Here is a 13,674-nt window from a genome sequence, read left to right as displayed (position 1 = left end):
AAGACCATCAAATCAGAGAAGGCGGAGAGGCCAGATGAAACATGCCTTACCTGACACACGTTGGCTATATGAACAACTTTTGAACCATGGGCAACAGACCGCTGTCGATGACTTTGCGGCTAAATGCCCTATGCACGGGCAAGCGGAATTCGTAGCACAGTTATGGGAGACGGACGCGGAAATCGGAGGGATCGGCGGATACCTGCTTCCTAAAAACCCGATACAGAATCCGTTTCCCGGCGGAATGGAACGAACTTTGTATAGGCCGTTGCAGTATGCGGCGAGCGAACTAGAGCGGGACGTAGCGCATGGGGCGCGATACATCGTTCAATATGCAGGCATGCACCTGGAGGCCGTGACACGTCAATATTTGATGCGATCGCAAACGCTCGGGTCGCTTCGACACTCCCAGTCCACCTTAGGAAAAGCGGTCCATCAAATCGCCAAGCTACGAACGATAGATGAAAAGACGATTCAGAGCCTACTTGTATTCGTACGTTTGTACAACATGTCGAAACATGAGGTGAACCAAGACGAATCGAGAAACCGTCTATTCAGTGCGGAGGACGCACTGATTGCTTATCTGTCTGCTCGTATCCTAGGCTTCCGGTTGTTGACCGAGATCGGTTTGATTCCATCATAAGCAGTCATAAAACAACTGATGTCCTGACACCTCTATATCAATGGTCAAGATGTCTAGATTTTTAACCGTAGAAGATATCAATCCTTTTAATCGAACAGGCCATGAAAGTATGAATCAGACCATCTTAAACGAGCATGTATATATTTCGATGTCGAAACGTATACATGCTCTTTTTATCTACTATTCCATATGAAGACCTCAGAAAAGTGATATTTTGATGGTTTACACTGCTTTATAAATCAACCATTGGCCACAACTCATTCAATCTGTATCTATCAGCCTTACTTAATAGAGTCATTGAACCAGAAGCAATATGACGCTTTTGTATACATTCATGATGCATCGAAGATAGATCGAACATGGAACAGTCACACCACAGACAGAGGCTCCTAATACGGAAAGGCGTGCAATAAGAATGTATCCAAGGTTACAAAGCTTTCAATTGGTTGAAAAGTCAAAAGGAAATCAGGAAGAATCGCGCCCACCTGGATTATAATGCTCGAAATTTAATGTGAGAGGGTCAATTTTAAATTTAATGAGGGGAATGAAGATAATGTCTCTAAACAGCAAATTACTTGGAAAAACGCAACAAGACAAAGAGTTTATAAACGTACTTCTCTCTGTTGCACCTAATAAAAGTGAGTACTACACTCAAAGTGGTAAAAAAGCTTTTTCAAATGAATACATACTCAAAGTTCCGAACAATTTAAGTGTAACTCGGGATTCAACGTTGTTAGGAACAGCTTTTGATTATCTGGCGCGATTTAGGATTGCGAAATTTATCAAATCTCAGTACGTCACCTCTGGTTTAATGTCATATGAAGGAATGTATATGCTAAAAAACGTACCGAATATCAACGAATATTACTTTAATAAGTATCTACCGTGGGTGGAGAAAATCGAAAAAGTAGTAATGGGAAGGGCACAGTTAGCCGAACTATACGAAGTTGCTGTGCGTTTAGCAATGTTGGAACAAATCGTAAGAGCAAGAATCAACCCGAATGCTGTAGATTTGGATTACTTGTTTAATGATCCAGTACCTACTGAAGTGATACGTGAATTGGAAATGATGATACATCTATTTGAAGAGAACTTTATGATTCCGGAAGTCATAAAAAAGCATAGTAGTGTGTCATTCAATCCACATTTCGGTGTTTCGTCGCTATTGGTTGAAGGTGCAGATGCCGACGTATATATTAATGGGACCTTGTATGACTTTAAAACTACCAAAGACCATTCACTCAAGAGAAAAGACAACCTTCAAATGATTGCCTACTACTTATTAGATGAACTCTCATATTATGCTGGTTCCGAGGAGTTTGAATTTGGCGACTATCATTCTATAGACCGTGTTGCATTCTATAAGGCCAGATACGGGGAGATTGAATATTATGATGTGCAGAAGCATCTCACCCCAGAAATACTCAAGGAAACATTGATAGAATTGACTAAAACTTTTGAAAGGAACGAGGGAAATTTAAGAAAGTATGTGGAGATTGGAGATGTGGGTGGAGTATTGAACAGATTAACTCAAGTACGTAACGGCTTTTTTGAAATCGTAACCTTACCTACTCACTCGTAAATCATCAAGCAGTCAGGCAATACATAATATACAAACAAGCATCCTCCCATTAATGGAAGGGTGCTTGTCTTCAAATCAACTTGAAATTTACTAGATTTATTAGTCGCAAGCGAATCCATCTTTATCGCGATCCATTTTTGATTGGTATGCAGGGTGCGAAGAGTCTACGCCATTAGGATGGACTGCTTTTAACTCCGTACAGTTAGCAAAAAACTCGAACTGAGGAGTATCTATACTTACTTCAGGTTCTTCAACCACTTCTGGTGTTTCAACTACTACTTCGGGTTCTGCCTCAACAGGTTCACTCACTTCGGGTTCTTGAATGTTAGGGAATAGTGCGCGACTTAAATCTATACCGTCATAAAGTTCACCTATTACTGTTTCACCTGTAGGATCAACAATGATATCTTCCCATTTTGAAGAAAGTCTGTCATTACCCGATTCGTAAGGTCCATATGTTAGCATCGATGCACCAGCAACTTTATAAAGTGCTGTTCCATCTTGTAAATCAATTAAAAGGTAATCCGTACCGGCCAATTTTGATATGTCTTTTACGAAAAACTTGATTAAGTTGTATGACGTAATTTTATTCTTTGTTGTAGAAATAAACGCATAATCTCCTAAATTTTCTGTTTCAGACTCGTTCTTGAGGGATTTTACTTCAATGTCGCCTAACCTTGTAGATTGTAATTTTGGTTTTTCAACAATTTCCTTGATGATTGGTTTTTCGATAGGGTCTAGTGCTTGAAGAACTTCTGAAGAATCATCAGGTGTTATTGAATCCAAATCGTCCTCTCCGATACAACTTACTAAGGCGGACATCATTATAAAAATGTAAACGACAGAAGAAATGATTACCGGTAAACCGCTTCGGTAACTATCAATGTTTCTATACCAAGGTGCAGCCGGCAAAAGAATTCGTCTTTTTCTTTCAATTAGTTCAACGATGGCTTGACCATCTTGAGTGGTATTTTGAACTGACAGATAAAATCTATCTTTATAGGAATATATTCTTTCACTCAACGTCTGTTTCACTACTAATTCATCAGGTAGTTCTTCCCATTTATTTTTTTCGATTTCAATAACTCTTCCTTGATTTTCTTTCACAAACCTTAGTCCTTCTTGTGCAGAAGCCACAAGGAAAATCGGATTAAAATCCGACATATCATATTTTGTCCCGCCCGCGACATAAGAGGTTGGATATTTCTTTTTGACAATCTGCCAAGAAGTAAGTTTTTTCTTTTTAATTAAGTTATCCATTATTTGCTTCCTTCCGAAGATAATAACTTAATTTTAACTTTTCAGTACTTTATTCACCGAAAGAATTTTAATATTATGGTCAAAGATTCATCTCGATAAATTACGATATTCCATTTGATCGTATAGGTGTACTCATAGTGTGAAGGGATATTCTTCGCCGTTCCCGGATATGTGTCGATCGCCTTGAAGTTGGTCGCAATACATCGTCATAAGTATTTATTCTTTCAATTAAGCACATGTTTGCTCCTATTTAGTACCTAATTTATCTCTTTTGAACAGCCTTTTTCGTGATTGATAATTAGTGCGTCCTTAGGTCGACTTATCCGAAAGGGGATAACGTCATGGAACGATCCGCCATCATCGAGGTTATCCGTATCAAATAGAAGTTAAGAGAGGAAATGCTCGCCCTTGAACATACCAACATCTATTAGCCGAACAGTGCCCGACAACTCGGGTCATCGTCTATCAGGAGCGTCAACTCCAGCGTCGTCGGGGCACCAATTAACTACTGACTGATGCGGAAATCTAGAATCGTCACGCACATTGCCTATTGAAAATTGTCTAGGATGACACAAGAATTTTTGGTTAGGGCCGAACCATTTAGAGCGCCAATTGAATTAGGATGAGCAAAATAAGGTGTTTAAGCTGGACACTCCTGTCTCTCGACATGAAAGAGACAAAACGAATATTTATTACGAACAACTTCACAAAACGGAAATGGTGGCGCATCATCTGTTGGCTATACAAGTATCGAAGAATAAAGTCATTCATCTACCAAATTAACAAATGATAATAATCCCCTTACAATTTTGTTCATAGGTAATACGATAAAAATATAGTATAATTTTTCCTGTTAATGAATCTTAGTTTTTTATCTTTATACTTTTATTTTGTAAAGAATTCGACATCTTAATTTTTGAATGATATTTGATACAAAGAAAAAAAGATTGGAGATATACAGTTGAAAAATAGATTATTAGACAAAATTAAAGTCACGCAATCTAACAAAAAAGTACTAAAAAATATCGTTACTCCCATGTTATGGGCACGAGAAAAAACTTCAATTCATAGGCATTCCTCACTTTTGAATAAATCATACGATTTTATGCAGGAGCCTGCTATTGGTGCATTGATTTATTGCCAATTAGGTACAGCAGAACATTCGGGTGTATACATAGGAAATAAAAATGTTATCGACTTAAATCGAAAAGGAGAAATTAAAAAAGTTAGTCTGAAAGAATTCACTGGTAACATCCTTAGTACAGATAAAGACATTTTTATTCCGGTAATGAAGCATGCAATGTGGCCATTAGGAGATGAAAACATAGCAAAAGAAGCGTTTAAAAATCTGGCAGAAAGAAGAAAATACAATCTTCTTGATGATAACTGTCATCAATTTGTAGCAGGCTGTATCATAGGTAACCTTGAAAATGATTGTAATTTTTTGTTTATGGTCAAAGAAGAGTTTTCAAAATTCTTGAGTGTAGAGGAATCTAACATTGTTTGGGTTCGCTGGAAGTGGTATTTAAGTTAGGATGGCCAAGCCTTCAATCGAGTGCATCGATGGAGTGATAACATAAAATTATGGAGTGATCATCTACTTATGAATCGAGTGTATTCGTTTTATGAAGCATTTCTCTCACTTTTAATGCAATGAATATGGTGTTATTTAATGAAAACATCGTTGTGTTAAAAGGAGGCTTACTAGGTATACGATTGACGAGGCATTTGAGATTCCATCGAAGACCAAGCTCACGACCCACAAGAAAACCGTCCGGAACTGGGTACGAAAAGGCGTGATACAGGCGGAACCGCTCGAGTCTCGTAAAAAAGGATATCGAATCAGCGAGGAGGCTCTCGAGCAGTTCATCAAAGAACGGATGCCTGAAGGATGGGAGATGTATCCAAAGTCGGTGACAGGAGATGCTCGGGAGGTCGTCAAGAGTGAGGACGTGGCCCCATATCACGTCGAAATCGACGTGGAAGCAATCAAAGAGCAGGAGCGGATTGAAATGTGGCATCAAGTGGCCGGCCGCTGGCTGTGGGAAGGCGATTTTGAGATCAGTCGTAGGATGGTGCGGAACGCGGTCGCGCATAGACGTTATTCAAAAGAATTTGAACAGCTGGTCTGGGAAAGGTGTCTTAAGAACAGTGCCCCACGAAAAAAACCACGTGTCCTTTATTTGGTTGATGCGTTCTTATTTGAAGAAGAGCGGGTGCCATTTCACAAGGGTTTTGATATCAAAGAAGATCAAATCATGCAGGCATTGATTGAACACGTTCGTATGAATGCAAAGTCCGGAAAATATACAAGTGAATCTAGTGTAAATAAATTCAAAATTTAGACGCTTCTAACGAAAAGGTGTATTCTCTTTAACATTGAGAATACACCTTTTGCAATTATTGTTGTATTAAATGAAAGATTGCACTTGTACTTCTAAAGACTAGATTTCACTCTTAAGAAAATCGTCAGCACGACACAGAATGGTGACCGTCCATTCCTTGCTCAACTCGAAGGCGTTGATGCGACTTCCCTCCTTGTCAGTCGTAGAGATTGTATTGAAAAGGGTATCAAAGGAGGTCATTTTCTTTTTGAGACGGGATATAGATTGGCGTAAGTTGTCATTAGATATTCCTTCTCCGTTAAGCTCCGTGAGCTGAGTTTGTAGGGATTGATGTGTCGACTGAGAGCGTGTCGATAATAAGAACAACAAGTTAAAAAAAGTCATGTTCAATTCAACAGGCATCTCCAAATGAATTAGGGCATATCTCCCTTCTTCTGAGCTTTTTAACACTAGTTCACGAGGAGCAGGTAAGTAGTCATGAAATTCGGTCTCGTTGATGATTGTCTCCTGCCCGTTCCTGATTTTTCGATAGTATAATCGATCAAACATCTCGCCTTCTTGAACGAGCAGCTCCGCCCGATAGCGCTTGATTTTTTCTGATTCCTCATCGTCAATCAGCTCAAACATATCCTCCATGCCTTCAATCTCGAAGAGCGCTTCGCGTGCGATATGGATGCCGCAATTCACCGAGAACATATGGGCCAGTGTCATCTGGACCTCACTCAACGAATCGGTCGTCGTCCCGTCTAAGGCGATGTTGAAATGATTGACGGCACTCGCGTAACGACCGTCCCTGTAGTGGATATAGCCGAGGCGATAGTTCGCGAGCGGATGATCGGCTTGTAGTCCGATTGCTTTTTCGAGGATCTGTCGTGCCACCTTGAAGTCGGGTCGGTCGGACAGTTTGAAGTGTTCGGCCTGACGTACATATAGTGAGACAATCTCTTTCCGAATTTTCATTCTCTCTTCATTTGACTTTTCATCACGCATGCGTCGTTTTAACGTCAACTCTTCCATATAACCGCTCGTCTCCATCTACAATCCACTCCTCGTCAGCCGTTTCTCTTATCATAGTGTTCTTATGATCGGTGTGACAAGCTGTCACATCGGTATTGATATATTTGGCTCATCAAAACAGAAGGAGCTGGATGATGATGAACCAAGCAGAGATGATGGCAAGACACGGATTGAAGGAATGGATGAATGAAACAAATAAGGTAATGAAGGAATTAAGTTACTCTATTCAGAAAATCAGCGCTGGTGAATTGGTGGAGGACGAACAAATCGTAGCGTACATTGAGAGTCTTCAGAATGAGAAAGGATCTTGGAATTCTGTCGGTCAGGAGCATTTGTTCAACTCGAAGACTGAAGAACTGCCTTATTATGCGTTTGATGCCTATATCCGTGGCATCGTTCGTTGGATGAACGAATTAGGAATGATGACGATGATGTGTTGTGATGGACACGGAGAACGTCATGCGTACGTTGAGATGGACGGATTTTTGAATGATAGACAAATGCATGTATTGAATCTTGCGATCCCTTCGGATTCAGCGGTTCGTATCCGTTTCCGTAAAAATCGGCGTAGACATACCGTCCTCTTTGACTACAGTCAGACGGAGCGGAAAGCGTTGCTCGATATCGCGGAAATGCTATTCAAGATGTCGAACGACGAACGGTATATCCAAATGCTTGAGACAGAACGGTTCAAACATCGCCTTCTCGACTGGCTCGAGGTGCCTGGTGAGAGTGGACGGGAACAGAAAGTTCGTCGACGACTCACATCGAGTTTGAGAAAACTCACGGATGAACAACAAATTGATGAAGCAGGCAATTTACTGGCAACCGTTCGTCACGGAGAAGGGCCGACGATTCTATTGTCGGCGCACATGGATACGGTCGAGCGTATCAAGAGAGGGCGCGTCATCCATCAGGAAGGTACTATACTCACGAGTTCGGAAGGGATTCTCGGAGCAGACGACCGGGCCGGTATTGCGTCTGTTCTTGAAATCCTCGAACGTCTTCCGATGACGCATTTCACAGGGACTATCAAGGTGGCGTTCACGGTCGAGGAAGAAATAGGGTTATGTGGTGCGCGTGGCATCAATCAAGAATTTATCCGTGACGTGGATGCCGCCATCGTGTTGGACCGACGTGGGACACGCGACATTGTCACAGGATGCCGAGGCATGTTCGATTTTTGTGAAAAGTCTTATGGAGAACTGTTCGAAAGAGCGGGTCGATTGGTCGGAATGGATGATTGGAAGGCGACTCGTAACGGGGGATCGAGTGATGCAAAAATATTTGCCGAATTCGGTATTCCATCTGTGAATCTATCCATTGGTTACCGTGACGAGCATACAGACTTTGAGGAAGTTGACTATTGTGCAACATTTGAGACGGTGGTACTTGTCGAGACAGTCCTCAGTCATCGTCTAATTCAACAAAATAGCTGAAAAAATAGGAAGGAAGCACTTGAAAAAATGCTGCCTTCCTATTTGCAATCTTCCTTGTATTAAAATGATTCTATTTTCATTCTCCTACCATTCCGTCATTGTCGTTATCGCGCATATAAGGATAAAGCCAATGGTCACTCATGATTGGCATCGTGAAACCGGCGTCTTTCGCCTCCTGGATCGTCACCTGACCATTGCCATTCGTATCTACGCTCGAGACATCGCCTGTGGCCTCGGGCGCCGTTGCAGCTTCCGGTTCACTTTCTGTGAGGCCGAGTTCTTCGTTCACCTCATCCGGGTTGACATTGTCGAACGAATCGGTAACGACATTTCCTTTGACCGTATACGTGTACTCATAGTGTGATGGAATATGAGTTTTCGTACCCGGATATGTGATGATCGCCTCGAAGTCGGTCGCGCCGCCGGCCTTACGGATAACATCCTCCATATAGGCCTGGTCCCCATAGCGGTTGAGCGTGCTGTCCTGTGGTGTGATGTTATAGGCGTTCGAGACGCCCCCGAGTGAGTCAGCGATGACGTGACCCTCGTCGAGTTCACTGTGTTCAACGCCTGTGACCTTCGCCTCGTCATTATAGTAGCGGCCATCCGAAGTCACTTTTTCCATGTCATCATCTTGCAAGACGATTTCTTCAGCCAAAACCCTCACAAGTTGTCCATGTTCGTTCGTGAACGCCCAATACTCGCGTTCGCCATAACCGATATCGACGACGACATTCGCCTCACGGTAACCGGACAAATCCCCACCATCGACGTTGATCAATTGATAACCTGAAAACAGATCACTGTTTGAGTTGACAATGGGTTCTTCTGTCTCCTCAAGCTCTTCAGAAACCGGTTCAGCAGTAGCTTCTGTCTCTTCTTTGTCATCAATCGTTACAGTGACCGTTTCCTCTTGTTCAGCAGGTTCTTCCATCTTTTGATTCGGGGATGCAGTCTCTTCATTCGTACAACTAGCCATCAATAACAGGGCCAATGGTAAGGCAAGATATGTAGATTTCATCTTTCTTATTCCTCCAAACATCATGAGTAGACGCATCAATTCTTAAATACACTTCTATGCGCGTACAGATTCATTGTAACCTATGAATTCGTGTGATGCGCCAGTTCTCTATTTCATGGTTCGTCATGTATGTCGTCACACGTTCGATGATTCGACGTTGTTCTGACTTACAAAATACAATCGCAAAATCAGACATATCCAGTTCTATCTCTAACGTGACCTTCACTTTCTTTTGTCGGCGTTTAAATCGTCCTAACAGAACAGATTCCAAGTCATTAACCATTCTCCACGCCGTGACTCCATCATCAGAACGCAATGCGGTGACAAAGAGCGGATTGATTCGAGACAGGTAAGCTTCAATATCTACTGCATCTGCCTCGAGATAATGGTCGAGATGTTCAAAACGTAAGATGTGTGTCTTCATGTGGTGTTGAATCCATTCATAGAGGGACATAAGAACACTCCTTTTTGATTTAAGTTTAGCTCTATTGAATGCTTTTATCCGTGACAGGTTCATGTCTTCTAACAAAGAAGTTATCACAGCCATTTTCAAAAGAAATCGGTATGACGCATCCTCAAGAGAAATAGTGAATTATCGCTAACACAATCATGTGTATCGAGAAAGATCAAGTAAGGCCAGTAAAGATTATGTATCAGGTCGATTTTTATCCTCATTGTATAATCAAGGTATCAACTTTTGGAGGCGAGGATATGAAAAGGGCTTGGAACAGTCAGTACCGAGTGAAGGCGATTGTAGATGAGACGAAGCAGTATCGTTATCAGTTCTCTTGCGAATGGGGGGACGGAGGAAAAATTATCACATTCGTGATGTTGAACCCAAGTGTAGGCAATCAGGAACAAGAAGACCCGACATTGAAGAAATGTATCGCCTACGCGAAAAAGTGGGGTTACGACGGTCTCAACGTCGTCAATTTGTTCGCCTATATCTCCACGGAACCCAAGGAGTTGAAAAAGCAAATCGATCCAGTCGGACCGGATAATGATCGACATGTGCTGGAAGCCATCCGAAACTCGGAGAAAGTGATTGTTGCCTGGGGGCAGTCGATTCGAACGGCCTTCGTGAAGACACGCATTAAAGAAACATTGGAACTATTAAATTCGGTCGATACGTATACGCTTGAGCTAACCGTTTGTGGAGAGTTCCCGAAACATCCGTTATTCCTTCGCGGTGATCTGGTTCCGAAACTCTTCCGTCCCGCAACTAAAAAAGTCATTAAAGTCCCAAGACGAACCGCTCCATTGAACGCTCACACCTCAAGTGAAGGATTGATCGGAGATTCGGATGTTGGTCTTTTTAACGACCCTGATTGGGAACTTTGATGTCACTCAACGGATTATAGTGGGTTAATCGTGAGTAATATTCCAATCCTAATTAATTTGAATGTAAGTAAAATCATTTAAACCGTACTTTAAGTATTAAAATTACCAACGAAAGGTAACACCTCGAAGCCAATATAGAACGATGATTTAAAAAACAGAGCTTAATAAATAATAGTAATCTTTATAGCAGAAAGAGTGGGGAAAATGATATTAGTTCATAGTTTCGAGCAAGGAAAGTTATATAGACGCTCTGATTTACATGATCAATTTGGAGGAAACCGTCAACGTGGAATTAGCCCTTCCGCGAAAGAAGCAGTAATTTTTATATTCTCCGGGGAAAGTGGAGGTCAGTACGGTTATTCGGATGGTTGGAATGAGGATAATACTGTCTTCACTTTCACTGGTGAAGGACAAGTAGGCGATCAAACATTCACGATGGGCAATAAGGCGCTTCGCGATCATATTAGTTCTTCTAAGGATGTTTTTTTATTTCGAGCCTCCTCTAATGGACTTTGTAAATTTGATGATCAATTGACCTTACTCGGTTATGAACTAAAACCTGCACTTGATCGAAATGGAGATTCACGCACGGTTATCTCATTTATGTTTGAACCATTGTCGAAAGTAATTCAATCGGCTAATGAAATTGTAGAGGATGTCAGAGATCAATCGCTAGAGGAATTGAAGCAATTAGCACTAGATGATACTTCATCTGAAAATACCTCTGTGCAAGAAAGGAAAGTGAAAGTCAGAAGACGATCTGAAGCAGTTAAAGCATACGCAAGAAAACGAGCGGATGGAATTTGTGAAGCATGTGAGCAACCAGAACCATTTAACGCAAAGTCTGGTTCGGCTTTAGACGTACATCATTTGTATCGTCTTTCAGATGGAGGACCTGATCATCCTGAGCATGTGGCAGCGGTTTGTCCAAATTGTCATGCACGTATTCATCGAGGAAGCGACGGGGTCGAATACAATCAAGCACTGATCAATAAAATACTTAATAAGGAACAGTTATAAAAGATGTAGGGGTTAAGTTATGTATTTGAGCCGTGTCTAGAACCTTAGATCATAAGAGGAGGAAGAATATGGAAATTAATAAACAGATAGCTTCATCAGCAATTTTATTGATTGCTGCTGGTATAATCCAATATAGATATAAAAATAGTGACAAGATTACTTCGACAATTTCTCCTGATTTAGAAAAAAAACAGAACCTTGAATTCATAGAAGAGAAGCTTTTTGGAGGACTCACAGAAAACGAAATTAACAACATCGCTACGAAAACTCCTAGAGGATTAGCAGCATTTTTAAATAACGGAATGGTAAAGTTTAAATTTAGTTCTAGTTCCAATAAACAAATACTTGAAGCAACTTTTGAGATAGTCTCCGATGAAGTGGTTAATACTTTTGTGTCAGGACCTTATGGTAATCAACCCAACGCGCCTAAATTTTTTCAAGAAATGATTATAGAAGAAATAAATAGAAAGAAAAATCAATAAGTATTGGTTTGATAAAGAACGAGAAGGTTGCTAAATCATCCTTCTCGTTTTTTATTTGAATGAGTAATCAGTTTTCCTATTTTCTTGATCCTTTCTGAGTATATTTTAAAAGAGTTTTTAGGGAGCGGCGTGTGAACGTTTCTTAAAGCATATTTCCAATTATCCCGTTAATACTCGTAATTGTATGAATGACTACCTGCGTTATTTTTGGTTATGGATACAATCAATATTCTGAAGCTATTTAACAAATAACGGATTATAATGAATTTATGTTGAATAAATTTACAATAATTTTCATGATGGAGTGATATAAGATGAATAAATTGATCAAGATCGGGAGTGCAGTTCTATTTAGTGGAGCGCTATTGGTATCGCCATACGGAGAGGCATCGGCCGCTACGAGCATCAAAGTCCATTACATCGACGTCAGGCAGGGAGACGCCATCTACATCAAGATGCCGAGCGGTGAGGACGTCATCATCGACGGCGGGAACAAAGGAAAAGGGGACACCATCGTCGCCTACCTTAAAAAACAAAAAGTCGACGATATCGAAGTATTGATCTCGACGCATCCGGATGCGGATCATATCGGTGGATTGGACGAAATCTTGGATGCCTACCGTGTCGAGAACGTCTACGCACCAAAAGTAAAACACACGACCCAGGCCTACAAAGACTTCCTTCAAGCCGTGAAACGAGAAGGCAAGACCATCAAAACGGCACAGGCTGGCGTGAAACTACCGATCAAAGGTGTCAGTGCGAAGTTTGTGGGTCCGGTCAAATCCTACTCGAACAGTGACTTGAACAACTGGAGTGCAGTCCTTCATGTCACGTACAAGAAGAACACGTTCTTGTTCACGGGAGATGCGGAACACGTTTCTGAGAAGGACATGATGGCCAAGAAGCAGACGCTTCGGGCAGATGTCTTGAAGGTGGGGCATCACGGTGCCAAGACGTCGACAAGCAACACGTTCCTCAATACTGTCAAACCGAAGCATGCCATCATCAGTGTCGGGAAGAACAGCTACGGGCACCCGACGTCCGAAGTAGTGACGAATTTGAAGCGTCAAAAAGTGAATACGCTTCGTACAGACAAAAATGGCACGATCATCATTACAGGGAACGGTTCAAGTTATGCCGTAAAGAAATCAAAATGAAGCGACGGAGAGGTATCATCGATCGATTTGAAGGGGACTTGGCTGTCGTCGAATTCGGGGAAGTGATGGAGGATATTCCAAAGTCACGGTTCCCTGAATCGTCGCAGTCGGGCGATGTGCTTTGGTTTTACGAAGATGGACGAGTTGAGATGGATACTGGGGAAAAAGAACGGTTATCAAAAGAAATCGATGAGTTGATGGATGAGCTTTGGGAAGACTAGAGGTGTTATTGATAGAAAAAGGAGAGGCGGAGTATCTACATGGAAAAAAATCTTGATTTAGATAATTTTTCGGAAACAGATGCACTGCAGGATTCTGTCCAGAAAGTCTTACGTAGTATGGAGGCAATCCAATCAAATGCACTGCA

The 13,674-nt window shown here is 41.5% G+C and carries 14 protein-coding genes and 1 pseudogene; 11 read left to right on the top strand and 4 right to left on the bottom strand.

Annotation, left to right across the window (positions count from 1 at the left end; all coding sequences use genetic code 11):
* The first annotated feature begins 34 nt into the window (after positions 1 to 34).
* Both M467_RS19300 and M467_RS19295 read left to right on the top strand, forming a co-directional pair.
* Positions 35 to 643 carry a hypothetical protein gene (locus M467_RS19300; RefSeq protein WP_021065783.1) on the top strand — a complete coding sequence of 203 codons (609 nt, stop codon included), beginning with the start codon at positions 35 to 37 and terminating at the stop codon, positions 641 to 643.
* Between the two features lie 553 nt (positions 644 to 1,196).
* A complete protein-coding gene (locus M467_RS19295) occupies positions 1,197 to 2,225 on the top strand; it encodes a hypothetical protein (RefSeq protein WP_021065782.1) in 1,029 nt (342 codons plus the stop codon).
* A 99-nt stretch (positions 2,226 to 2,324) separates the two neighbouring features.
* Here the strand turns inward: M467_RS19295 and M467_RS31860 are convergent, their stop codons facing one another.
* Positions 2,325 to 3,485 carry an excalibur calcium-binding domain-containing protein gene (locus M467_RS31860; RefSeq protein WP_021065781.1) on the bottom strand — a complete coding sequence of 387 codons (1,161 nt, stop codon included), beginning with the start codon at positions 3,483 to 3,485 and terminating at the stop codon, positions 2,325 to 2,327.
* Between the two features lie 961 nt (positions 3,486 to 4,446).
* Here M467_RS31860 and M467_RS0115810 point away from each other — a divergent pair.
* The 3 genes and pseudogenes from M467_RS0115810 to M467_RS19285 all read left to right on the top strand — a co-directional run bounded on the left by M467_RS0115810 (position 4,447) and on the right by M467_RS19285 (position 5,830).
* On the top strand, positions 4,447 to 5,019 hold the full coding sequence (locus M467_RS0115810; RefSeq protein WP_021065779.1) for a lecithin retinol acyltransferase family protein: 573 nt from the start codon (positions 4,447 to 4,449) through the stop codon (positions 5,017 to 5,019).
* Positions 5,020 to 5,200: 181 nt separating this feature from the next.
* Positions 5,201 to 5,353 (top strand): annotated as a pseudogene (locus tag M467_RS31880) (helix-turn-helix domain-containing protein); the annotation flags it as partial.
* A gap of 30 nt (positions 5,354 to 5,383) precedes the next feature.
* The gene (locus M467_RS19285) at positions 5,384 to 5,830 is read left to right on the top strand and encodes a hypothetical protein (protein ID WP_144060648.1); all 447 of its coding nucleotides are present in this window, start codon (positions 5,384 to 5,386) and stop codon (positions 5,828 to 5,830) included.
* A 99-nt stretch (positions 5,831 to 5,929) separates the two neighbouring features.
* Here the strand turns inward: M467_RS19285 and M467_RS19280 are convergent, their stop codons facing one another.
* On the bottom strand, positions 5,930 to 6,847 hold the full coding sequence (locus M467_RS19280) for a tetratricopeptide repeat protein (RefSeq protein ID WP_144060647.1): 918 nt from the start codon (positions 6,845 to 6,847) through the stop codon (positions 5,930 to 5,932).
* Positions 6,848 to 6,981: 134 nt separating this feature from the next.
* Here M467_RS19280 and M467_RS19275 point away from each other — a divergent pair, with 134 nt between their 5' ends.
* Positions 6,982 to 8,286, top strand: coding sequence for a M20/M25/M40 family metallo-hydrolase (locus M467_RS19275; RefSeq protein ID WP_034796973.1), 1,305 nt, complete (start codon positions 6,982 to 6,984; stop codon positions 8,284 to 8,286).
* Positions 8,287 to 8,362: 76 nt separating this feature from the next.
* Here the strand turns inward: M467_RS19275 and M467_RS19270 are convergent, their stop codons facing one another.
* Positions 8,363 to 9,307, bottom strand: coding sequence for a DNA/RNA non-specific endonuclease (locus tag M467_RS19270; protein ID WP_031199913.1), 945 nt, complete (start codon positions 9,305 to 9,307; stop codon positions 8,363 to 8,365).
* A 70-nt stretch (positions 9,308 to 9,377) separates the two neighbouring features.
* Entirely contained in the window at positions 9,378 to 9,761 is a 384-nt protein-coding gene (locus tag M467_RS19265) for a hypothetical protein (RefSeq protein WP_021065774.1), read from the bottom strand.
* A gap of 257 nt (positions 9,762 to 10,018) precedes the next feature.
* Between M467_RS19265 and M467_RS0115805 the strand changes: the two genes are divergently transcribed.
* The 5 genes from M467_RS0115805 to M467_RS19245 all read left to right on the top strand — a co-directional run bounded on the left by M467_RS0115805 (position 10,019) and on the right by M467_RS19245 (position 13,528).
* Positions 10,019 to 10,648, top strand: a complete 630-nt coding sequence (locus M467_RS0115805) for a DUF1643 domain-containing protein (protein WP_021065773.1) — start codon at positions 10,019 to 10,021, stop codon at positions 10,646 to 10,648.
* 204 nt (positions 10,649 to 10,852) lie between these two features.
* Positions 10,853 to 11,668, top strand: a complete 816-nt coding sequence (locus M467_RS19260) for an SRA domain-containing endonuclease (protein ID WP_021065772.1) — start codon at positions 10,853 to 10,855, stop codon at positions 11,666 to 11,668.
* Between the two features lie 68 nt (positions 11,669 to 11,736).
* Positions 11,737 to 12,150 (top strand): hypothetical protein, encoded by a 414-nt coding sequence (locus tag M467_RS19255; protein ID WP_021065771.1) that lies wholly within the window; start codon positions 11,737 to 11,739, stop codon positions 12,148 to 12,150.
* A 314-nt stretch (positions 12,151 to 12,464) separates the two neighbouring features.
* The gene (locus M467_RS19250; RefSeq protein ID WP_021065770.1) at positions 12,465 to 13,307 is read left to right on the top strand and encodes a ComEC/Rec2 family competence protein; all 843 of its coding nucleotides are present in this window, start codon (positions 12,465 to 12,467) and stop codon (positions 13,305 to 13,307) included.
* Positions 13,304 to 13,528, top strand: coding sequence for a DUF3006 domain-containing protein (locus tag M467_RS19245; RefSeq protein ID WP_021065769.1), 225 nt, complete (start codon positions 13,304 to 13,306; stop codon positions 13,526 to 13,528). Before M467_RS19250 ends, M467_RS19245 begins: the two co-directional genes overlap by 4 nt.
* Positions 13,529 to 13,674 lie beyond the last annotated feature (146 nt).

This window comes from Exiguobacterium chiriqhucha RW-2 (assembly GCF_000416965.1).
Lineage (GTDB): Bacteria > Bacillota > Bacilli > Exiguobacteriales > Exiguobacteriaceae > Exiguobacterium > Exiguobacterium chiriqhucha.
The sequence above is the reverse complement of the archived record's forward strand: the minus strand, read 5'-3'. Positions and strand labels throughout refer to the sequence as shown.

Bases quoted from the DNA above. Each gene is read 5' to 3' on its own strand.
- M467_RS19300 (WP_021065783.1), top strand. From the start codon at position 35: ATGAAACATGCCTTACCTGACACACGTTGGCTATATGAACAACTTTTG.
- M467_RS19295 (WP_021065782.1), top strand. From the start codon at position 1,197: ATGTCTCTAAACAGCAAATTACTTGGAAAAACGCAACAAGACAAAGAG.
- M467_RS31860 (WP_021065781.1), bottom strand. From the start codon at position 3,485: ATGGATAACTTAATTAAAAAGAAAAAACTTACTTCTTGGCAGATTGTC.
- M467_RS19285 (WP_144060648.1), top strand. From the start codon at position 5,384: ATGTATCCAAAGTCGGTGACAGGAGATGCTCGGGAGGTCGTCAAGAGT.
- M467_RS19280 (WP_144060647.1), bottom strand. From the start codon at position 6,847: ATGGAAGAGTTGACGTTAAAACGACGCATGCGTGATGAAAAGTCAAAT.
- M467_RS19275 (WP_034796973.1), top strand. From the start codon at position 6,982: ATGATGAACCAAGCAGAGATGATGGCAAGACACGGATTGAAGGAATGG.
- M467_RS19270 (WP_031199913.1), bottom strand. From the start codon at position 9,307: ATGAAATCTACATATCTTGCCTTACCATTGGCCCTGTTATTGATGGCT.
- M467_RS19265 (WP_021065774.1), bottom strand. From the start codon at position 9,761: ATGTCCCTCTATGAATGGATTCAACACCACATGAAGACACACATCTTA.
- M467_RS0115805 (WP_021065773.1), top strand. From the start codon at position 10,019: ATGAAAAGGGCTTGGAACAGTCAGTACCGAGTGAAGGCGATTGTAGAT.
- M467_RS19260 (WP_021065772.1), top strand. From the start codon at position 10,853: ATGATATTAGTTCATAGTTTCGAGCAAGGAAAGTTATATAGACGCTCT.
- M467_RS19255 (WP_021065771.1), top strand. From the start codon at position 11,737: ATGGAAATTAATAAACAGATAGCTTCATCAGCAATTTTATTGATTGCT.
- M467_RS19250 (WP_021065770.1), top strand. From the start codon at position 12,465: ATGAATAAATTGATCAAGATCGGGAGTGCAGTTCTATTTAGTGGAGCG.
- M467_RS19245 (WP_021065769.1), top strand. From the start codon at position 13,304: ATGAAGCGACGGAGAGGTATCATCGATCGATTTGAAGGGGACTTGGCT.